Source organism: Corallococcus exiguus (genome assembly GCF_009909105.1).
Taxonomy (GTDB): Bacteria; Myxococcota; Myxococcia; order Myxococcales; family Myxococcaceae; genus Corallococcus; species Corallococcus exiguus.
This window is the reverse complement of the sequence record NZ_JAAAPK010000004.1, coordinates 92,601-111,895: the sequence shown is the minus strand read 5'-3', so window position 1 is coordinate 111,895 and position 19,295 is coordinate 92,601. Positions and strand designations below refer to the sequence as shown.

The window sequence follows — 19,295 nt, the reverse complement described above, 5'->3', positions numbered from 1 at the left end:
TTTGAGCCCGGCGCCGTCGTGCGCTTCGACCCGGAAGCCTGCGGGTTGTGCAAGCTGCCCCCCAGTTGTACCCAGGCTGCGTCCGGCACCGGACGGTCGGTCCAGCAACTACAGGACCTCCCTTGGCCTTGTTGAAGGTACATCTGCTGAGCAAAGAGGAACAGATCGATGCTCTGCAACTCGACGGGCGTCGATGTCCCCTACAGAAGTGAGCCCCAGGCCTTTGTCTCCCGGTGGAGGCCTTCGCCGACGTGCCACTTCTTCCTGCGTCCACCGACTACACCCACCGCGACTTCGACGCCCTGCGCGCGCGCCTCGTGGCGCTGACGAAGAGCGTCTTCCCGGACTGGACGGACTTCGACGTCGCCAGCTTCGGCAACCTGCTCCTGGAGATGTACGCCTTCGTCGGCGACATCCTTGGCAGCTACCAGGACAACCTCGCCCGCGAGTCGCGCCTCTCCACTGCCACCCAGCGCCGCAACGTCATCGCCCTGGCGCGCATGCTGGGCTACCGGCTTCACGGTGCCCAGGCAGCCACCGCCGAGGTGGAGCTGCGCCTGGCCCAGCCTCCCGCCGCCCCCGTCACCTTCCTCGCCGGCACCGTCGTCCGCACCCAGGAGGTGACGGAGGCCGTCCGCTTCCAGTTCCTCTCGTCCGTCACCATTCCGGCCGGCGCCAACCCGCCGCGCATCCTCGCGGTGGTGGAGCACTCGAAGACGCACACCCAGCTCTTCGACGCCCGCGGCCTCGCCGACTTCGAGGCGCACCTGGACTTCGCCCCCTACCTCGACGGCTCCGCCCGCGTGTCCACCGCCCAGGGCGCCTTCACCGAGGTGGACACCTTCCTCAGCTCCCGGGCCTCCGACGCCCACTTCCTCGTCAGCGTGGACCAAGGAGACAGGGCCACCGTCCGCTTCGGCAACGGCACCAACGGCCTGCCTCCCGCTGGCACCGTCGCGGTGGTGTACAAGACGGGTGGCGGCGCGGCCGGCAACGTAGACGCGGGCCGCCTCGTCGTCGTGGAGGGAAGCTTCCGGGACGCCCACGGCCACGCGGTGCAGGTGTCCGTCCACAACCTCGCCCCCGCCTCGGGTGGCGTGGATAGGCAGACGGTGGCCTCCGCGAAGCTGCTCGCCCCCGAGAGTCTTCGCGCGCTAACGCGCACCGTCTCCCGCGAGGACTTCGAAATCAACGCCCGGCGCCTGCCCGGCGTAGCGCGCGCTCTCATGCTGACGTCCAACGAGGATGCTTCCATTGCCGAGAATGCCGGCATCCTCTACGTGGTGCCGCAGGGCGGTGGCGTGCCCACGCCCGCGCTCAAAGCCCAGGTGCTGCGCCAGGTGACGGAAGTCTACCCCTGCACCCTCACCTTCCAGGTGAGCGTCCAGGAGCCGGTGTACCGGCGCGTGGACGTCGCCGCGCGCCTCTTCCTACGCCAGGGCGCTTCGGCCCAGGACGTCGCCTCGCACGTCCGCCAGGCGCTCGCCACCCACTTCCGGGTGAGCGAGCCGGACGGCACGCCCAACCCGCGCATCGACTTCGGCTTCAACCTCAAGGACGCCCAGGGCTTCCCCGCCGGAGAGGTGGCCTGGTCCGACGTCTTCAACGTCATCCGCGACGTGCCCGGCGTGCGGAAGCTGGGCGACGCGCGCATGGACTTGACGCTCAACGGCCTGCCCGCGGACGTGAAGCTGACGGTGCGGGAGCTGCCGGTGCTGGGCAGCGTCACCCTCCAGGACGGGGACTCCGGAGGGTTGCTCTGACATGGCCCTCCTCAACCCCAGCTTCGAGGACGCGGGCGCCCGGCCCGGCGAGGCAGCGCACTGGACGCTGACGGCGGTGACGCACCTCGAAGCCCTGGCGGGCTTCGGTGTGCCGGAGGAGGTGTGCGAGGACTTCGAGCGCTGGTACGTGTGGCGCGCCGCCCTCTCCGAAGTCCCTGTGGCCCTCGCCTTCTTCTCCGGCCAGCGCGAGGGCTTCGAGGACTTCTCCCGGGGCTGGGACAACGACGGCTTCCTCTTCGAGCTGCCGCCCGCGCAGCTCGTCCCGCACCGCTTCGAGGGGGACGTCGTCGAGACGTGGGGCCAGGGGCCTTTCCTTGAGGACTGGGCGGACGTCACCTCCGTGCCGGGCCTCTTCAACGACTCGCCGCGCGAGGACTTCGAGCAGCGCTGGCACACCAACGAGGCCTACGCCTGGCGCTGGGAGGACGTGACGGCGCGCGTGGCCCTCTTCAACACCACGCAGCCCTCCGAGGACTTCGACACCGGGTGGCCCGTGGCCACCGCGCAGTGAGGACATCATGGCAAGCGCAGACTGGACCTACCTCAACGGCGGACTGGACATCGCCACCGTGGACAGGGGCGTGACGGCGGGCATTGCCCGTCCCCCGGGCGGCGGCAACTTCGTCTTCGGATTCAACTCCCTTTCCGCCGCGCAGGGCACAGTCGCCCTCTTCGCGAACCTCCCGGACTTCGCCCCCATGGCGAAGGGCGGCAGCATCCGCGGCTGCCTCCAGCGCGGGCCCGGCGGCGGCCCCACCGGCTTCTCCCCCTTCCTCTTCCTGTGCGGCCAGGGCACCTCCGTCAACGACTCCGCCTACCTCCTGGGCCTCTCCGACGACGAGCCGCATCGAGTGGTGCTCCGCAAGGGTGCGGTGACCACGGGCCTGCCCGACGCGGATGGGCCCGGTGTCCTCCTCAAGTCCTCGGCCAGCTTCACCCAGGGCACCTGGCTGCACCTGCGGCTGGACGTCATCGTCAACGCCAACGGCGACGTCGTCCTCAAGGCCCTCCAGAATGACTTGGCCGCACACCCGCTCGGCACGCCTCCCAACTGGCAGCCCGTGCCCGGCATGGCCGACTTCATCGACGACGCCCTAGGCATCAACTCCGGCAGCCAGCCCCTCACCTCCGGCCGGGGAGGCTTCGGCTTCGCGGTGCGGGACGTCACGCGCCGCGTCTACTTCGACTCGCTCGAGCTGGCCCGGCAGGTGTGACACCCATGGCCCTCACCGCCTTCACCAGTCGCCTGGGCCTCGGCCAGGGCAGGATTCTGCCCCAGCGGGCCACGCCCGCCGCGGGCGAGTACCTCTTCATCCTCGGCGACGAGGAGCCCGGACGCCGCTTCGAGCTGGGCCCCGGAGACTTCGCCGAGGTGACGCAAGCGGTGGACATCACGGGCGTGGCGCTCGTCCGCTGTGACCTGCGCCTCCGTGTGCCGCCAGGCGTCCCGGCGGGCCTGGCCTGGGAAGCGTCCCTCGTCGTCGACGGGGTGAAGTACGCCCGCTGCCTCGGGCGCCCAGGTCGCGAGCGCCTCGTCGGGGACATGGCCGCCAACGTATCGAAGCTCTCCGGTGTCCACACGGTGGGCGTCCGCCTGGAGCTCGTCTCCTCGTGAGGTGCCGCCATGGCCACGGTTGAGCTGCCCGCCCTCTACGTCGACACCGTCTCCCTCTTCGCCGAGACGCGCCGCCCCCTCCTCCTCAACCGCGCTCCGGGCCCCGAGGAAGCGGATGTCCCCGTCGATGCCGCGCTGGAGCTGGAGCTGGTGGACGTCGGCGCGGACGGCATTGCCCGGGCGACCACGCGCGTCTGGGTGGACGACGTCCTCGCCTTCGAGGGCGGGGCCAGCGTCGAGGTGGCGCCTGCCTTCGCGGGGCCACTCGCGGAGGTGAGGCAGATGGCGGACACCCTGCGTGTGGTGCTCCACCCGGCGGTGCCGCTGGCCAGCCAGGCCACCGTCTCCGTGCGCGTCGTCTCCGCCACGGCCGGCGGCGAGCACCTCCTTGACGAGACGTACACCTTCACCGTGGAGGACAGGACGGCCCCGCGCCTCGTGGGCGCGCAGGCCGTGGGGCCCAAGTCGGTGCGCCTCGCCTTCGACGAGGACGTGCGGGTGCCGCCCACGGCGCGCTTCACCTTCACGCCTCGTGGCGCCCCCGCAGTCCCTGTGGCCGCCCTCGAGGCCGCTGCCGACGGCCCCCTCGTCCACCTCGTCCTCGACACGGAGCTGACACCGGACGTGGTTTACGAAGTGCGTGTAGAGGCCGTGACGGACACACACGACAACCCTGTGCTCGCCCCCTACCACCGCGCCACCTTCGCGGGCTTCCGTCCAGTTCGGCCGCCCTCCCGGAGCTTCCAGCTCTGGGACATGCTGCCGGGCCACAACCGCCGCGACGACGTGACGGGAGACTTGCACCGCTTCATCTCTTGCCTCCAGGAGGTGACGGACCTACTCCTCGCGGACTTGGACGCGTTCCCCGACGTCTTTGACTTGGAGCGCGCGCCGGAGGCCTTCCTGGACGCCATCCTCCAGGACTTGGGCAACCCCTTCGCCTTCGAACTGGACGTCCTCGCCCGGCGCCGCCTGGCCTCCGTCCTCGTGGACATGTACCAGCAGAAGGGCACCGCGCTGGGCTTGCGCAACGCCATCCGCTTCTTCCTCGGCATCGAGGTGAGGGCCATCTCCCCGTTCGCCTCGGACACCCTCGTGCTGGGCGAGTCCGAGCTGGGCGTGGACTGGGTGCTGGGCCCCTCGGAGCGCTTCGCCCGCTACGCCTTCAACGTCGAGGTGGAGCGTCTCCTCTCGCCCGCGGAGCGCCTGCGCCTGCGCACCCTCGTCGAGTACCTCAAGCCCGCGCACACCCACTTCGTGGACCTGGTGGAGCCCCTGCCGCCCATTCTCCCGGAGCACTGGGAGCTGGGACTCAGCGAGCTGGGCGAGACGACGACGCTGCACTGACGTCCGCCCGGCATGTCCCCGATTTCTCGCGCCCTGCCTTTGCCTTCCTCTGGAGGGCACAGGCATGAGCAACCGGCTGGATTTTTTCTTCAGGCAGAAGGTCAGCGAGGCCGAGCTGGACTTGGCCTTCGCGCAGTTGGAGCAGGCGGACAGAAACCTCGCCTCGGACTTGGGCGTCCACGGCGCCATCTCCGGGGCGGTGCCCGCGCCGCATGCGCCCGTGCCCAACCTCTCCGTCGACCTGACGGCTCCGGGCCGCGCCTACGACAACCTCGGCCAGCGCATCTTCTTCGGCACCGGGCAGACGGTGGACTGCGCGGCGGACTTGTCGGGCATCCCCACCGACGTCTCCACCTCGGGCAGCGAGCGGTGGGTGGGCATCTTCCTCCGCTTCACCCGCCTGCTGTCGGAGCCGCGCACGGACGGCAACTCCCAGCAGGTGTACTTCCGCCGCGACGAGTCCTTCGAGTTGGTGGTGCGCCAGGCACCGGAGGGCCCCGCTGGCCAGGCGCCCAAGCCCGCCCTCCAGCCCGACGAGCTACTGCTGTGTGACGTCCGGCGCCGCCCCGGGCAGACGCAGATTCTCGCCGCGGACTTGGACACCTCCCGCCGCCAGGCCTTCATCTTCGCCCGGGGCACCTCCGTGGCCGTGGAGAGCGGCACCTGGGACGTGCTGAGCCCCAGCGCGGACACGGTGCAGGCGACGCTGGACGAGGTGGACGCCGAGCTGGCCGGCCACTTCTCCGGCACCGCCCGGAGGCACGAGGCGAGTGCCGTGGACTACGCGCCCCACGGCTTCCTCACCTCCACCACCGTGCAGGAGGCCGTGGACGAAGTCGTCGACAAGCTCTCCTCGGCTACCGCTGGCACACCGGGCGCCTCCCGCGTGGGCGCGGACGCGGTGCCCGGCACGCCCAACCTCCTGCCGGCGGGCACCGTGGACGCGCAGCTCGCCTCGCTGCTGGGCTTCCTCAACACCCACCAGGGCGCGGCCACTGGGGCCCACCACGCCAGCGCCGTTGGCGCAACGCCCCACGGCTACGTCAGCGGCACCAGCGTGCAGGCCCAGCTCCAGGAGGTCGTCACCCGCCTCGGAGAGACGACGGCCAACAGCCCCGGCTCCTCTCGTGTCGGAGGAGACGCGCTGGCCGGGACGCCCCACGCCCTCCCCGCCAGCAGCCTGCGGCAGCAGGTGGCCGCGCTGCTGGGCTTCCTCAACGGGCACGTCACCCAGTCCGCCGACGCTCACGCGGCCTCCGCCGTCTCCGTCGCGGATGCGGGCAACCTGCTGACGGCAGGCACCGTCGAAGCGGCCCTCGCGGAAGTCCTCGCAGCCTTCAGCGGCGGACACTTCCGCGGCAACGAGACTGCGGCGGGCCAGCACAAGGCCATCGTCCAGCCCGTCCTCGGCGCCGGCCGCGTCCTTCTCCTCGACGCCCAGGGCGCGGGCGGCGCAGCCGCGCGGCTGCGCCTCTACGCCGACAGCGACTCGGTGTGGTTCACCCTCAACGCCGCCTGGAATGGGAGCGCCTGGGCCCGCGACACCACCGGCGCTGCTGCCGCCGGTTTCCGCCTCTCACGCAACGAGGCCGAGTTCCTCCATGACGCCAGCCTCACCGCCACCTTCGCCTCCTGGACGCGCACGTTGCGACTCCCGCTGAGTAGCACCGCCAGCAACACCTCTTTCGAGTTGGCAGGCAGCGTGCGCGAGGTGGGCCGGCTCGGCCTCCAGTACAGCAACAGCGACACCGTCGCGCACGACAACCTGTCCGGCGGCGGCTCGGTGACGTTCCGCAGTCGCTTTCCCACCGCGCCCTCCTCCATCACCCTCAGCCCCTACGCCACCAGCGGAAGCTTCGTCGGCAACCCCACCGTCATGGTGCCGGACAGAGACGGCTTCGCCTTCTACAGCCACCAAAACCTCCAAGGCCTCGCCGCGACGTACTGGTTCGGCTCGTACACCGCTGTCGCGTGAGGACGCCCATGGCCATCCACGAAGTCACCGCCGAGGACGTGCTTCAGCGCTGCGCCCGGTGCGGCAGCGGCAATCGCTTCTCCCTCGACACCCTGGAGGTCGGCGTCGCCCGTCGGGAGGACGTGGACGACAGCCTCGTCCAGCTCCCTCCCTGTCCCGCCTGCCGCTCCACCGAATTTCTCATCCGCGCCGCCGAGAGCGAGCCGGCGCATCCGGCGCCAGGGAGCTTCGGGCACCTGCACCGACTCCTCGTCGGCCATGTCCACGCTGAGCTCGTCCAGCGCGCGCGCTTGCATACGGTGCTCAAGCCCAAGGGGGGCGGCGCCAGAAAGGTGGCCGTGCATCCCCTGTCGCAGGAGGCTCGCGAGCGCTGGTTCCCGCAGGGCCTCCGAATCGCGGTGCCCGCCGACGAACAGCCCCGCGCCCCGGAGGAGTCCAGTCGATAGACATACACCGCCAGCGAAACCGAGCCCTCCCGCGCCCACCGTGCCCCGGGCGGCTCGAATCCCACTCTCCCCGACTTGCTATGTCTCGAAGACAGAGCGTGTATGTCTTCGCGCGCACCCCACTGCGCGCCAGGGAGACACATATGGTTATCGGCACCGACACCACCTACCTCGGCAACGAAATCCCCGGCCTCCGGGGGCAGAAGGTCCGCATCTTCGCGGTGTTGCGCGGCAGCCTCCGCCCAGACGCCAACCCGGACGCGGACGACTACTACGTGAATGACGACGAGAAGCTGGCGCGCCTCGGGGGCGTCACGACCGAGGACTGCATCGACGCGGCTCCCATTCGCCCGGACGGAACCACCTCCTTCGTGCATGTCGACCCGCGCGCCGTCGACTTGGAGTGCTTCGCGCACCTGCGCAATCCCAGCGCACAATGACTTGCCATCCGCGCGAAACAGAGCGCGTATGTCTCACGCGCGCCACCCAAGACGCCCGAGAGGACAAAACAATGACACCCCGCAAGCCCCGCCCCGCCAACGCCGAGAAGCCCGCCCGGGCACCCGAAGAAACCCTCGAGCGCATTGTGCGCGAGGAGATGAACATCGAAACGCTGAAGACACGCAACAGCGACAGCCTCGACATCCACGAGGTGGCGGTGTGGCAACTGAGGGACGCCCTCGAAGCGGCCTACCAAGCCGGCATCCGCGCCGCCAACAGCCCCCGCAGCTCGTAGTCCCCCACTCACCACCGACGCCCCGCCCAGCGGGGCAGCCGCGCATGAGGGCCGCCGGGCCGCCCTTGTGAACGGCAGACGTGTGCCCACGGCCCGGAAAGGAATACACCACCATGCCTCGCAACGCCGCACCGAAGACGAAGACGACGACGACGAAGAAGACGACGAAGCTGGAGTCCATGAGCCTGACGGAGCTGCGCGCCCGGTACCGCGAATTCGTGGGCGAGGAGACGCGCAGCCCCAACAAGACGTACCTCATCCGCCGCATCGAGGAGGCCCTTGCCGCGAAGAAGCAGCGCAGCCCCTCCCGCCGCGCGACGGCCACCGCCCCCAGCGCTTCTCCGGCGCCTGTGGCCCGAGCCGCCCCCACGGCCGAGGGCACGCAGCCGACCCGCCAGCGCGGGCGCTTCGCATCCATGACGATTGGCGAATTGCAGGCGAAGTACCGCGAAGCCGTGGGGCGCCCGACGGGCAGCAGCAACCCCTCTTACCTCCAGTGGAAGATTCGGGAGGCGGAGGCCGGACGCGTGCCGGTGGGCCCGCGCCCCGAGCGCGAGGCAAAGGTGGGCGAAGACGGCAAGCGCGTCATCCCTCTCTCCTTCGACGCGAAAGAACTCCAAGTCCTGGACAAGGCCTGGCGCGACGCGGGCATCCCGAGCCGGACTCGCTTCTTCCGCCGCGCGGTGCACCGCGAACTCACGGCCATGGGTGCCACCGAGGCTGCCGCGCTTTTCGCACCCAAAGAGGAGTGAGGCTCGCACCCACGCGCCCCAGCAGGACATCGAATAGGCCGAGTGGCCCTCCCAACCCGGACGCGCTCCGCCCCACCGCCCACACGCGAGGCGGGCGCCCACATCGCCGTGAAGTGAAACCCCGCTCGAGACCTTCGACCGGCCCTCCTTCAACGCAGTCCCCACGGGAAGAACATGAAGACACGCAGTGAATTGGAAGCGATGACCGTCAAGAAACTGCGCCGCCATGTCATCGACACAGGAAACAGTTTCCCCTACCTCGGGGAAACCAGGAAGGCAGAGATCATCGACAAGCTGATGAAGATTCAAGCCGAGCGAGAGGGCACGAAGCCCGCTCCAACCTCCAAGGGGCTCTCTAGCCGCAGCCCCTTGCCATTCGAGGGCCTTGCCGGGCTGCGACAGCCACGTCCGGCAGGCCACGCAGGTGGGCCGAAACGGGGCCCGAGCGCGAACGCCCAGTATCACCGCCCCGAACCCATGCTCCAACATGCCTTTAGACAGAACACACACCAAAACGCAGCACCGAGGACTTGATACGGCCGCCCACAAGAGCGTGTATGCATTTCGCGACGGGCAAAATAGCACCGCGCAACCCCACAGGAATATCGACCATGAGCGCGACGGCCATCCCTTTTCACGCCATCCCGATGAAGGTGATTGACTTCAGCAACGTCAGGCTGAGCCTGGACCTCGGCAAGAGCGGGTACGGCACGGTCCAGCCTCAACTGGACATCTTCCTTCCGCCCGGTACCACCCACCGGCAGGTGAGCGCGCTGCTCCACGCCTTCTCCGCCAGCCTGGAGCTGAACACCCCTGCCAGCGAGCGGTGGGTTGTGCAGAGCGAGCGCCTCTCGGAGCCGAACCACGGCCGCATCTACCTGGAGCTGGCCGAGGGGGACCATGCCGAGGCCATGCGCGGGATGATGCTCCTCAACACCCTGCTGGGCTGAGCGGAGAGGGCAGCGGGAATCCGCGCCGCCGCTCCGCGCGGGCTTCCCCGCCCCTCCCCCATCGGGACAATCACACACACTGGAATTCCGCCTGCCGCCCTCAGCCCAGGCAGGCTAACCGCGCCCACCCGTCGCGGGCTGGCGCGAAACCCCGCGTATTCTCGCGAGTATTCCAGACGCCCAAATCCGCCCCCTCTTCTCGTCGAAGTGGACTTGCTTCATTCACACACCAGAGCGTGTATGTGTTTCGCGACGGGCACCACAGCCCCGCGCGAACGCGAGAGGCAAACTCCATGAAGATGCTCCGGTTTGGGATTGAGATTGAGACAGTTGGCGCCAGCCGCCAGAAGCTGGCCCACGCGATTCAGGGCGCGGTGGGCGGGCGCGTTTCCGGAGACTACCAGGGCTGGCAGGTGACGGACTCGCAGGGCCGCACCTGGAAGGTGGTGCCAGACGGCTCGCTGAGCGGGGGCGAGTACAGCGGCGAAATCGTCTCCCCCATCCTCACCTACCAGGACATGGAAGCCTTACAGCAGGTGGTGCGCGCCGCGCGCGAGGCCGGCGCCCGCGCCGACGCATCCACCGGCATCCACATCCACGTCGACGGCAGCCGCTTCGATGCCAAGGGCATCACCAACCTCGTGAAGATGGTGCACAAGCAGGAGCGCCTCCTGGAGACGGCCCTCGGGGTGAGCGCGACGCGGCTGGCCCGGTACTGCCGGCCCATCGACGCAGCCTTCATCCAGCGGCTGGAGGCCCGCCGCCCGCGCACCCTGCAGGAGGTGAATGAGGCTTGGTACGGGCGCCACAACGTCGCCCCGCAGCGCTACGACTCCAGCCGCTATCACGGCCTCAACCTCAACAGCCTCTTCTTCCGGGGCACGATTGAATTCCGCTACTTCAACGGCTCGGTCCACGCGGGCGAGGTGAAGGCCTACGTCCAACTGGTGTTGGCCCTCGCGGCCCGTGCCCTGGCTTCAAAGGCAGCCTCCAGCAAGCGCCGCGACTTCAACCCCGCCACTGCCAAGTACGACTTCCGGGTGTTCCTCCTCCACCTGGGCCTCATCGGCGAGGAGTTCAAGACGGCCCGCACCCACCTCCTCAAGAAGCTGGAGGGCAGCGCCGCCTGGAAGGGCCAGCGCCGCGACAAGCGCGGCTCGGGTGGGGGAGAGGACGGCTCGCCCGGCAGCGAGGGCACGCAGAGCGCACAGGGCGGCAGCGGGAGCGCACAGGGCGACGCGCACGAAGCCCTCGCCGCCTGAAGCGGCCTTCACGCCAGGACCCTTCGGGGCCCTGGCCGACACAGACAACGGCGGGCCGCGTGCCCGCCCTCAACGCGAGAAACCCCATGCTCTACTTCGCCTACGGCTCCAACCTCGACAGGGCCCAAATGCGCACGCGCTGCCCCGGCGCGACCGTCGAAGCCCGGGCCACCCTTCCCCGGCCACACCCTGGTGTTTGGCGGCTACAGCCGCCGCTGGGGCGGCGCAGTCGCCAGCCTCCAGCGCGTGCGCGGAGCCCACGTCGAGGGCTTGCTGTACCGCCTCACCCCGGAGGACTTACGCGCCCTCGACGCCTTCGAGGGGCACCCCTTCGCGTACCGGCGCGCCGCCCGACTGGTGACGGACAAGGCCGGCCACCGCCGCCGCGCGCTGGTGTATCTCCAGCCCGAGGAAGACTTCGAATCCTGGCCCCCCGCTGGCCGCTACTTCCGCGTCCTCTGGCACGCATACGGGCGCCTGGGCTTCAACCGCGCCGCGCTCGCGTGCGCCCTGGGAGGCGCGGCGTGAAGCGCGCTTCAACCTCAGCCACACGCGTCTTCGTCTACGGGACGCTGCTGTCCGGCGAGCCCAACCACCACCTCCTGCGCGGCGCCCGCCTCGTCGGCCTGGCGCGGACGCAGCCCCGCTTCACCCTCTACGACTACGGGGCCTTCCCTGCCCTCGCCTCCAGGGGCAAGCATGACGTCGAGGGCGAGGTGTACGAAGTTGACGCTCGCATGCTGGCGGAGCTCGACAGGCTCGAGGGCCACCCTCGCTTCTACGAGCGCACGTCCATTGCCCTCGACGGTGCCGGCCGCGTCGAGGCATACCTGTTTCCCAAGGGGCGGTTGGCCGGCCGCCCCATCATTGAGTCCGGTTGCTGGCGTCGACACCTACAGGAGAGGAAGCCATGGTAATCGTCATGCGCGACGAGCGTGTCCTTCAGGGCACTGCCGTCCAAATCGTGAAGGGAATGCAGGACATCGCCTTCGGCGTGGAGCGCTTGTCCTTGGGTGAGTACATTGACTGGGTGGTAGCCAATGCCCAGCGATTCGAGTCCGTCGCGATGCGCGTGCAAGGTGAAACCGACGAGGAGAGGGCCGCATCCCTCGTGGACGAGATGCTCCGCACGGGCTTGGCGACGCGGAAGTGAGCCTGGCTGGCATGGCATGCCTTTCACGGCATGCACATGCGGCCCTGGCCCATCCGCCTGCCGAAGCGTCCTGTTTCACCTGATGTTTTACACACGTCCAGGAGGCGCGCCCCTCATGCGTGGTGCTCGCCACTGCGGAGGGGCAACGCTCTCGCGCCGCGAGCAACCCACTCCCGCAGTGCTTCCTGCTCCGGGGCGTGAGCGCACGCCGGGTCATTCGCCTCCACCAGCCTCAACGCATCCTCGGCGCCCAGCGCGTGCAGCGCCGCGGCCTCTGCCGTTCGGTACTCCGCCTTCGCCCTGGCCATCCGCGTCCGCGATTCGGCACTCCCGTCCATCGTCGAGTACGCTCGCTGCAACGCCACCTCCACCCGTCGCAGTTCTTCTGCGAGGGCCTCCCGCTCGCTCATCGTCATCCGCATTCCCCACAGCACGCGACGTGCCAGTTCGCCGGGCGACGCATGCCAACAACCATTTCCGTGAGGTCGCTTCGTATTGTCACAAGAGACGGGCGCTCCCTCCCTCCACTCAAGCACTGCTCGACTACGACACATGCCCAGAGGATGGTAATCATCACTCGCCGTCCCAACGCGCATTCGCCCCCCGAATACACAGCAATGCGAGTAAAGCCACACATGCCCAAAATCCCACGCGCTCCTGTTTCGAAGGCTCACGGCACATCCTCTTCCATGGGGGAGCCGCTCCGCTCGTCCGCAACGAAGTCCACGGGCTCTCTTGAGTCGGCCTTCCGCGCCGCCCTTGATGAGGAGCTGGCGCGCCCACTCGCCAGCCTCGTCGCGAGACTGGCCGGGGTGGCGAGGCGCCTCGCCCCGGGGCCCCAGCAGGAAGTGTCGCGCCAGCGCCCAGGCCACGACGCGCGGCCTCCGCCCCTCGCTCAACCGCAGCGCCAGCCCCCGCTCCCGCCTCCGCCTCCCGCGCCTACGGCCAGGGCATGCGCCGTCATCGGCTGCCAGCGCCCACACGTCAGCCAGGGATACTGCGGAGCGCACTACCAGAAGCGACGCCTCATGGTGGCCTCGGGCCGCCTGCATGCCGCGTGGGTGGAGGGCGCCGCGCCCCACAGCGTCCCCGACGTCATTCTCCCGCGCGGGCGCAGGCCCAAGGCCGACACCGCGCCTGCTACGCCACCGCCCACCGTCAACCCCGCCCCTCGCATGTGGGTGCGAAAGAAGGGGCACACCGCAGGGGCAACCGGGGCGGACGGCACCTCCGGCCCTGGGAAGCCAACGCCTGCCGGGAAGCCGCTAGCAAGTCACCTTCCCTCGGATGGCGAGCGCGCCAAGGCCACCGCTCAGCGCTGGGCCAGCGAGTTCCGCTCGCGGACGCGGCGCGGCTGAAGCGCCCCCGCACGCGCCAGGCCCCCTCCTGCCTCGGGAGGGGCACCCTTTCCCGAGCGGTGGCATCAGGGCCGTCCATCCGGTTCGACGGGGGCCAGACGCCCGTCCCTCGTGACGCGCACCACGTGGGCGGGAGCGAAGGTGCCAGCCCGGCCACATACGACTGCGTCGAGTCGCTGGTCCGTCGTCCCCACCACGAGGTCTCCCGTCTCGTCCAGCGCGTAGGCCATCGGCGCGCCTGGGAGAGTCACCCAAGGTGTGGCACGCCACCGCCCCTCGGACGCTTCGACACGCACCAGACTCCCCGCGCCGCCAAACATGTGCGCAAGGCCATCCACCACCACGGGTGCGCCGTGCATCCGCACGACATGCAGGGGATTGGCGTGGGGCTCCTCCAGCACCGTCACCCGCCCGGCCTCATGCACCTCCAGCGTGCCCCCAAACTCCCCGTCGTCCCACCCGACGAGGCAGGCCTCGCCCATGGCTTCGAGGACGGAGGCGGAGTCCCCTCCAGGCACGGCTGCACACGGACTCCCTAGTGGGGGCGCCTTCGGCTTGTCCCAGTGCAACTGGAGAGAGGTGTGCCCCTCGCGCAGCGTCCACCCTCCGGCGCGTCTTGGACTGATGCGGGCGCAGTCGATGGACTCCGCAGGCTGCACCTCCTGCCCGGAGAGTCCCTCCAAGGCCAACCTCGCGTGGCTCCGCGCCACCGGAGAGGCGTGCTTCGCCACCACCTGCTGGAACAACGGCACCAGCTCCTCCGCATGCGTCCGGAAGGCGTAGCTGCCCAGCGCCCCGACAGCCGCGGCCTGGACTTCGCTGTGCGACGCGTACACCGCCTGGCGCAACGCATCGAGGGCGGCTGCACCTCCCACGCCTCCAAGGGCCTCTGCGGCCCGCGCCCGCACCCAGCCCTCCTCCCCCGTGGCCAGCAGCCGCAGCAGCGGCTCCGTCGCGGCTGGCCGCGCGACGTCCCCCAGAGACACGAGGCTCGCAAGGGCCCGGGCACGGCATTCAGGCACGGCGAGCTGCTGGAGGACCTCGGGCACCGCAGCAGGACTCCCGAAGGCCACCAGCGCCTGCAGCGCCACGGGTGTGAGGCGCACGTCCGCCCGCTGGAGCGCCTGGAGCACCTCGGGCGCGGCCTTCGCGCCTCGGCGCTCGTAGGCCGCCAACGCCGATGCCACGTAGGCCGCTCGCGGGGTGCACCCGTCGAAAACCGCCTCGCAGCTTGGCGCAGGCGCCGACGGGCAGGACGTCCCTGGTGGGCGCCGGAGAGTGGGCTCCCCCAGTTCCCGCGCGAGGAGCGTCCGCAGGCGCGGAACGAACGTCTCCGTGTACATGGAGGGGCGCCGGGCGAGGACGCGGCGCACCAGCACCAGTGCCTCCCAGCTCGACTCCGGATTCTCCAGCACCTCTACCAGCACCGGGGCCAATGTCGGGCCGAGGTGCTCCAGGGCCGACGTGGGCGACTCCAGGAGGTGGCGCACAATGGCTGGCGCTGCTCTCTCGTCATCGAGTGAGGAGAGCGCGTGCAGGGCCAGCCCACCGGGCTCCCGCTCATACGCCTCGATGAGCGCAGGCATAGCGCCCGCAGCCTTCTCTTCCATCTTCGCCAGCGCCTGTGCTGCACCGCCGCGCACGCGACGGTCCGAATGCCGAAGCAGCGAAATCAGCCGAGGCACGACGTCCTCCCCCACGCGCCCCAACTTCCAGGAGGCACACGCCTGCTCCGGCGGCAGCCACTTCTCCCCCGTGTCGGGGCCGTGGAGTTGCTGCAGCAGCGCAAGGCACGCGTCAGCCCCCTCGCAGCAGCCCTCCCATGTCCTGATGTCTTCCCGCTTCCACGGCCGGGAACACCCCATGGACAGCGCCACCACCACGCACACGAGCCCAGCCAGCCAGCGGGGACGCCCGGACTTCACCTCTCCCTCCATGTCATCGCCTCTCATTCTCCCTTCGCTGTGAAGGGACTCCGAACCCAACGCTTCAGCCAGTCACGAACCGCGCAGCGAAGGAGCGCTACGCTCGAGGAGCCTTCACGACGCGGGTGCCGGCCACCCAGTCGTGAAGGCATCGCCGCTTCTCCCCAACGAGGAAGAGCGCGTCCACGAGGCCCAGCCAGACGCAGTAGCCGCAGAGCGCCATCGGGAGCGCGTTCCTCAGCAAGGCGATCCGCCACACCTCCGCTGGAAGTCCGTCTCCGCGGACGACGCGTATCCCCAGGAGCCGCTTGCCGAGGCTCGCCCCAGTCCCTCGAATCAGGTTCGCCTGCACGAGCAACACGAGGAGCGCCGGGGCGTAGACGACCGGAGCCTTCATCGCCGCCTCGTCCGGAATGGCCAGGCACCGAAGCACGCCCAGGAACAGGGACGGGAGCAGGAGCGCAGCACCATCGACAAGGCATGCCGCGAGCCGGGCCCTGCGCGTCGCCAACTCCGGAGCCGCATGCAGGCACCGAAGGCACAAGCCCGCCCCTGACGAGGCACAAAAGGCACACGTGAAGGTGCCGCAACGAGCACAGGCGATGGCGGCAGAGAAGCCTGGGTGCTCGGAGCACTGGGCTTCCAAAATCGATTCAAGGGCCTCGCGGAAGTCGGACATGGAGGGCCGCAGCACAGCTACGCCCGCCCCAAGGCGGCAAGTCCCTTCGGCGAGAAGTCCCCTTTTGCTCCGCTAAACATGACCAAATAGGTCTAGTTGACTAGACCTTTATTTCAGCCTCGGCGCCCCCGCTGGTTACCGCGATGCCCGTTTTTCGCTATTGCGAGCTGCGCTGTCCCAGAAATGGGCCTCTTGGCGCGCGCCACTCCAGGGCGGATCCACCCATCAATGCTTCCGCTCCAGCGAATGACGCCCCCCTTTCGCGTTCGCCCCAGTAGGCTGAATCCAAGGCACCTTCCGAATCGGAGCTTGCTGTGCCAATCCGGTCCCCGACACAAGAACCTCGGAACACGACTCCAACAACGCCGCGGTCGCGAGGCACACGTCCGCCGAACTCACAACGTTGGCACTTCGAAGTCGGGCGTACTCAGGAGCACGCCATCTCGGAGAGGCCGCTGGCGCCCGAACCCACTGACTATCAAGCACGCCGACACGCGCCTCTCATTGAATCCAGACGCAACCTTGAGAACTCCGTGGTTGCCGCCCCACGACAAAGGTGATCGCATCGTGGAGCACGCAGCGGAGTTGCCGGCGAATGTCGGCCGCGCGTAGGCTATCGCACCATGAACGACAATCGCAACGCATTCACGCCTTACGAACCGTCAGCAGACATTGCGGCAGCGCTTGCATTCGGTGCTGCTTGGCCCGGCGCCCGAGTACTTGAGATCGGCTGCGGCCTCGGCGACGATGCATTGCTCCTTGCCGAGGCAGGCTGTCGCGTGACAGCGTTCGACCTCTCCGAAATCTGCATTGCGCATGCACGCTCCCGGCACAATTGGCTTCGCGGGGCAGATCCAATCAAGAGCAAATGCACATTTTCCGTCGGCGACCACCTGACCCTATCGAAGCTGGCGCGAGCAAATAGAACGTTCGATCTGGTTTCAGACCGCCTAGTCTTCTCCAACATTGGAAACCAACGCATCAGAACGAAGTACCTTCGGGACATTGCCCACTTAATCCGAAGAGGAGGACTATTCTTCCTCCGTGTCGGGAGTTCCCCTCTTCCAAGTAATCCCGTCGCGACTGACCTCACAAAGACCGACAAGGCAATCCTGAAAGACCTCTTTCAGTCAGTGGGCCTGCGTACAGGAAGGAATGAAACAGCGAAAAAGCGAGCCGCACCAATACTCGGAAAATGGATGCCTATGCTTCCGCATCGTGGAGGATATACACCTGCTGCAGGAGCCTTCCTGCTCGAAGCGAAAAACCTACCGCGAACGTCAGGATCGACACGAAGCACGTGAACTAGTATTGCCAAACACACTGCAGCATGCCACACCATCCGTACCTATCCAAACCGGTCGCTAGCCCATGAGGGCGGCAAGGCTGCTCTAGGGACGTGTCGTTGCCAGTGAGCGAGGCGTGCACGGGCCCTATGCTGGCCGCATTATTCGAACGGATGGCCGACGAAATAGGCAGCCCTCTCTGCTTGCTGTGCGACTGAAGGGGGCAAATGCGTATGCGCAGCAAGCAGGGCCGCCCCTACGACGCCGGCCGCACCCATCGCCACATGGAGCGCTTCGAGACGTACTGCCAGCGGGCGAGAGACAGCCAGGGCCCGTGGCGCTGGCGTGTGAGGTATCCGCGCGCCTGGCGCTCCACCGCGCCGCGCCAGGCGAAGCCCGTCTCGGATGCCACCGCCGGGACGTCGACGGGGCCACGCAGGCAGACGGTGCGCACCGGCAGGCCCTCATGGGCCTCGCCTCGAGGCGCCTCTTCGATTCCGAGCCGTGAGCCCTCGGCCTCCAAGAGCAACCCGAAGACGACGGCGTAGCGCGCGGCCTCCCGCGCCCAGGCCGCGTGCGGTGGCGCGTGTCCCTCGTCGATGAGCAGGGAGCGCTCGCGACGAGGACCCTCTTCCAGGTCCTCGCCCGTCCACCGGGGCCGCCAGGGCGCGAGGACGGAACTTCCGTCGCCGAGCAGCCCCAGAAGGAACATGGTGCCGTCCAGGGTGTACCCTGACAGGGAGAGCGTATCCCCGAAGAGGCGGGCACCCTCGTCAGGCTGCCGCACCTCCAGCAGCCAGGGCTGGCGCAGTAGGGCGGGCGGCGTGTCGGGGAGTGCGTGGAGATCAACGACCGCGGCATGCTGTGACGCCGCGCCGTGCAACTGGTGCACGACGAGCTGGTGACGCCCCAGCAGTCCCAGCATCGCGACGTCGATGAGGTTGGGCTCGGACTCCACCGCATTCCTGCCCCAGGCGCTGGCCGCCAGTTCCTCCGCGACCGCCTGCGGGTCACTGCCGTAGGCGAGCGGCACTTCGGCCAGGAGCGGCGCCAGTTCGACGAGGAGGTCCGAAATCATCGTGAGGCTCATGGCCACGCCAGGTCGATGTGAAGAAGCGGGTCCGCGGGCATCTCCACCTTCGCGGTTCGTGCTGCGAGGAAGGCCTCGCCCAACACGCCGATGTCCGGGGCCGTGCGCGCCTGGCCGTCCAGCCAGTAGCGGCTCTCCGTCTCCGTACGCAGGTGGCTCTGCACCCAGCCGACGAGAATCGGCATCTGCTCCTCAACGTTGGAGCGTGGCAGCTTCGCATCGCAAGCCAGCATCACGCTGAGGAAGCCATGGACGGCACTCGCGCGGACGGCGCGCGCGTAGGCGAGCTGCTTGTCGCTGACGGCCTTGAGGGGCGGCACCTCCAGCCGGTCCACGGTGACGACCACGTGCGGAAGGACGACGGGCACGCAGCCCGCCTCGAGCTGGTCCGCGAGCGCATCAGCCGCATCACGCCGCTGAGCCGCGCGTGCGGACCGGGCCGAGGTGATGCCGAATCGCTCTTCCAGGGCATGGAGCGTGGGCCCTGTCGTGCGCGGCACCTGCTCATCCACCCCGAGGACGGTGGCGTGGAGGGCGCCCTCCGCGTCCGACACCTCGACGTAGGCATCCCGGGCACGCCGGGCACTCTCGACGCTCCGCACGCGGTACAGCCCCGGCGCCGTCACCCGCACCGTGGCCGAGCCGCTGCCCTGGCGGTTGAGGTCCGCCGTTCCACGCAGCCACCGCACGCGCCACTCAGCGCCCGCGGGATGGAACTCAGCGACCCCGCCCCGCCGCTCGTGGACGAAGACCTCCACCGTCAGCTCTCGCCGGCCGTCGGCCTCCTGCTCCACATCCTGCGTCAGCCGCATCCGCATGGAGGGCCTCCTCCGACAGCAGTAGGCGTCGGGCACGCTGATGGGCGCAATCCCCCAAGGGGGTAGGCGTCAGCGGTGAACGTGGTGGACACAGGCCCAGAGCATCCACAGTTCCCCTG

Annotated in this window: 21 protein-coding genes; 16 read left to right on the top strand and 5 right to left on the bottom strand. The window is 69.0% G+C overall.

Annotated elements, in window-relative coordinates; translation table 11 throughout:
• Window positions 1-233 precede the first annotated feature (233 nt).
• From GTZ93_RS16525 to GTZ93_RS16455, 15 genes are all read left to right on the top strand, one after another.
• Entirely contained in the window at window positions 234-1,763 is a 1,530-nt protein-coding gene (locus GTZ93_RS16525) for a baseplate J/gp47 family protein (protein WP_180945985.1), read from the top strand.
• Between the two features lies 1 nt (window position 1,764).
• Window positions 1,765-2,295 carry a hypothetical protein gene (locus GTZ93_RS16520; RefSeq protein WP_139915177.1) on the top strand — a complete coding sequence of 177 codons (531 nt, stop codon included), beginning with the start codon at window positions 1,765-1,767 and terminating at the stop codon, window positions 2,293-2,295.
• Window positions 2,296-2,302: 7 nt separating this feature from the next.
• Window positions 2,303-2,998, top strand: coding sequence for a hypothetical protein (locus GTZ93_RS16515; RefSeq protein WP_139915176.1), 696 nt, complete (start codon window positions 2,303-2,305; stop codon window positions 2,996-2,998).
• Between the two features lie 5 nt (window positions 2,999-3,003).
• Window positions 3,004-3,399, top strand: a complete 396-nt coding sequence (locus tag GTZ93_RS16510; RefSeq protein ID WP_139915175.1) for a hypothetical protein — start codon at window positions 3,004-3,006, stop codon at window positions 3,397-3,399.
• Between the two features lie 9 nt (window positions 3,400-3,408).
• A complete protein-coding gene (locus GTZ93_RS16505; protein ID WP_139915174.1) occupies window positions 3,409-4,746 on the top strand; it encodes a phage tail protein in 1,338 nt (445 codons plus the stop codon).
• A 64-nt stretch (window positions 4,747-4,810) separates the two neighbouring features.
• Window positions 4,811-6,721 carry a hypothetical protein gene (locus GTZ93_RS16500; protein ID WP_139915173.1) on the top strand — a complete coding sequence of 637 codons (1,911 nt, stop codon included), beginning with the start codon at window positions 4,811-4,813 and terminating at the stop codon, window positions 6,719-6,721.
• A gap of 8 nt (window positions 6,722-6,729) precedes the next feature.
• Window positions 6,730-7,167, top strand: a complete 438-nt coding sequence (locus GTZ93_RS16495) for a hypothetical protein (RefSeq protein WP_139915172.1) — start codon at window positions 6,730-6,732, stop codon at window positions 7,165-7,167.
• A 143-nt stretch (window positions 7,168-7,310) separates the two neighbouring features.
• Window positions 7,311-7,607, top strand: coding sequence for a hypothetical protein (locus tag GTZ93_RS16490; RefSeq protein ID WP_139915171.1), 297 nt, complete (start codon window positions 7,311-7,313; stop codon window positions 7,605-7,607).
• Between the two features lie 71 nt (window positions 7,608-7,678).
• The gene (locus GTZ93_RS16485; RefSeq protein WP_139915170.1) at window positions 7,679-7,903 is read left to right on the top strand and encodes a DUF6900 domain-containing protein; all 225 of its coding nucleotides are present in this window, start codon (window positions 7,679-7,681) and stop codon (window positions 7,901-7,903) included.
• Window positions 7,904-8,016: 113 nt separating this feature from the next.
• Complete coding sequence (locus GTZ93_RS16480) at window positions 8,017-8,655, top strand: DUF2924 domain-containing protein (RefSeq protein ID WP_139915169.1); 639 nt, start codon at window positions 8,017-8,019, stop codon at window positions 8,653-8,655.
• A 611-nt stretch (window positions 8,656-9,266) separates the two neighbouring features.
• Window positions 9,267-9,605, top strand: coding sequence for a hypothetical protein (locus tag GTZ93_RS16475; RefSeq protein WP_139915167.1), 339 nt, complete (start codon window positions 9,267-9,269; stop codon window positions 9,603-9,605).
• 293 nt (window positions 9,606-9,898) lie between these two features.
• Entirely contained in the window at window positions 9,899-10,867 is a 969-nt protein-coding gene (locus GTZ93_RS16470) for an amidoligase family protein (protein ID WP_139915166.1), read from the top strand.
• Window positions 10,868-11,059: 192 nt separating this feature from the next.
• The gene (locus tag GTZ93_RS16465; RefSeq protein ID WP_257978924.1) at window positions 11,060-11,395 is read left to right on the top strand and encodes a gamma-glutamylcyclotransferase family protein; all 336 of its coding nucleotides are present in this window, start codon (window positions 11,060-11,062) and stop codon (window positions 11,393-11,395) included.
• Entirely contained in the window at window positions 11,392-11,784 is a 393-nt protein-coding gene (locus tag GTZ93_RS16460; protein WP_139915165.1) for a gamma-glutamylcyclotransferase family protein, read from the top strand. Before GTZ93_RS16465 ends, GTZ93_RS16460 begins: the two co-directional genes overlap by 4 nt.
• A gap of 5 nt (window positions 11,785-11,789) precedes the next feature.
• Window positions 11,790-12,020, top strand: coding sequence for a hypothetical protein (locus GTZ93_RS16455; RefSeq protein ID WP_139915215.1), 231 nt, complete (start codon window positions 11,790-11,792; stop codon window positions 12,018-12,020).
• 113 nt (window positions 12,021-12,133) lie between these two features.
• Here GTZ93_RS16455 and GTZ93_RS16450 read toward each other — a convergent pair whose 3' ends face one another.
• From GTZ93_RS16450 to GTZ93_RS16440, 3 genes are all read right to left on the bottom strand, one after another.
• Complete coding sequence (locus GTZ93_RS16450; protein ID WP_139915164.1) at window positions 12,134-12,436, bottom strand: hypothetical protein; 303 nt, start codon at window positions 12,434-12,436, stop codon at window positions 12,134-12,136.
• Between the two features lie 1,007 nt (window positions 12,437-13,443).
• Window positions 13,444-15,315 carry a HEAT repeat domain-containing protein gene (locus GTZ93_RS16445; RefSeq protein WP_139915213.1) on the bottom strand — a complete coding sequence of 624 codons (1,872 nt, stop codon included), beginning with the start codon at window positions 15,313-15,315 and terminating at the stop codon, window positions 13,444-13,446.
• An 85-nt stretch (window positions 15,316-15,400) separates the two neighbouring features.
• On the bottom strand, window positions 15,401-15,982 hold the full coding sequence (locus GTZ93_RS16440) for an RDD family protein (protein ID WP_139915163.1): 582 nt from the start codon (window positions 15,980-15,982) through the stop codon (window positions 15,401-15,403).
• A gap of 623 nt (window positions 15,983-16,605) precedes the next feature.
• Between GTZ93_RS16440 and GTZ93_RS16435 the strand changes: the two genes are divergently transcribed.
• Window positions 16,606-17,286, top strand: a complete 681-nt coding sequence (locus GTZ93_RS16435) for a class I SAM-dependent methyltransferase (RefSeq protein ID WP_139915162.1) — start codon at window positions 16,606-16,608, stop codon at window positions 17,284-17,286.
• 238 nt (window positions 17,287-17,524) lie between these two features.
• On the opposite strand, the gene GTZ93_RS16430 is transcribed toward GTZ93_RS16435, so the two are convergent.
• Together GTZ93_RS16430 and GTZ93_RS42770 are read right to left on the bottom strand one after the other, a co-directional pair.
• A complete protein-coding gene (locus GTZ93_RS16430; RefSeq protein ID WP_139915161.1) occupies window positions 17,525-18,346 on the bottom strand; it encodes a hypothetical protein in 822 nt (273 codons plus the stop codon).
• A gap of 8 nt (window positions 18,347-18,354) precedes the next feature.
• On the bottom strand, window positions 18,355-19,176 hold the full coding sequence (locus tag GTZ93_RS42770) for a hypothetical protein (protein WP_257978923.1): 822 nt from the start codon (window positions 19,174-19,176) through the stop codon (window positions 18,355-18,357).
• Between the last annotated feature and the right edge of the window lie 119 nt (window positions 19,177-19,295).

What these genes read in the sequence shown, in the direction of transcription:
- GTZ93_RS42770 (WP_257978923.1), bottom strand. Translation starts at nt 19,176, where the DNA reads ATGCGGATGCGGCTGACGCAGGATGTGGAGCAGGAGGCCGACGGCCGG.
- GTZ93_RS16455 (WP_139915215.1), top strand. Translation starts at nt 11,790, where the DNA reads ATGCGCGACGAGCGTGTCCTTCAGGGCACTGCCGTCCAAATCGTGAAG.
- GTZ93_RS16430 (WP_139915161.1), bottom strand. Translation starts at nt 18,346, where the DNA reads ATGATTTCGGACCTCCTCGTCGAACTGGCGCCGCTCCTGGCCGAAGTG.
- GTZ93_RS16435 (WP_139915162.1), top strand. Translation starts at nt 16,606, where the DNA reads ATGAACGACAATCGCAACGCATTCACGCCTTACGAACCGTCAGCAGAC.
- GTZ93_RS16505 (WP_139915174.1), top strand. Translation starts at nt 3,409, where the DNA reads ATGGCCACGGTTGAGCTGCCCGCCCTCTACGTCGACACCGTCTCCCTC.
- GTZ93_RS16495 (WP_139915172.1), top strand. Translation starts at nt 6,730, where the DNA reads ATGGCCATCCACGAAGTCACCGCCGAGGACGTGCTTCAGCGCTGCGCC.
- GTZ93_RS16445 (WP_139915213.1), bottom strand. Translation starts at nt 15,315, where the DNA reads ATGGAGGGAGAGGTGAAGTCCGGGCGTCCCCGCTGGCTGGCTGGGCTC.
- GTZ93_RS16485 (WP_139915170.1), top strand. Translation starts at nt 7,679, where the DNA reads ATGACACCCCGCAAGCCCCGCCCCGCCAACGCCGAGAAGCCCGCCCGG.
- GTZ93_RS16510 (WP_139915175.1), top strand. Translation starts at nt 3,004, where the DNA reads ATGGCCCTCACCGCCTTCACCAGTCGCCTGGGCCTCGGCCAGGGCAGG.
- GTZ93_RS16440 (WP_139915163.1), bottom strand. Translation starts at nt 15,982, where the DNA reads ATGTCCGACTTCCGCGAGGCCCTTGAATCGATTTTGGAAGCCCAGTGC.
- GTZ93_RS16520 (WP_139915177.1), top strand. Translation starts at nt 1,765, where the DNA reads ATGGCCCTCCTCAACCCCAGCTTCGAGGACGCGGGCGCCCGGCCCGGC.
- GTZ93_RS16515 (WP_139915176.1), top strand. Translation starts at nt 2,303, where the DNA reads ATGGCAAGCGCAGACTGGACCTACCTCAACGGCGGACTGGACATCGCC.
- GTZ93_RS16470 (WP_139915166.1), top strand. Translation starts at nt 9,899, where the DNA reads ATGAAGATGCTCCGGTTTGGGATTGAGATTGAGACAGTTGGCGCCAGC.
- GTZ93_RS16475 (WP_139915167.1), top strand. Translation starts at nt 9,267, where the DNA reads ATGAGCGCGACGGCCATCCCTTTTCACGCCATCCCGATGAAGGTGATT.
- GTZ93_RS16490 (WP_139915171.1), top strand. Translation starts at nt 7,311, where the DNA reads ATGGTTATCGGCACCGACACCACCTACCTCGGCAACGAAATCCCCGGC.
- GTZ93_RS16500 (WP_139915173.1), top strand. Translation starts at nt 4,811, where the DNA reads ATGAGCAACCGGCTGGATTTTTTCTTCAGGCAGAAGGTCAGCGAGGCC.
- GTZ93_RS16480 (WP_139915169.1), top strand. Translation starts at nt 8,017, where the DNA reads ATGCCTCGCAACGCCGCACCGAAGACGAAGACGACGACGACGAAGAAG.
- GTZ93_RS16450 (WP_139915164.1), bottom strand. Translation starts at nt 12,436, where the DNA reads ATGACGATGAGCGAGCGGGAGGCCCTCGCAGAAGAACTGCGACGGGTG.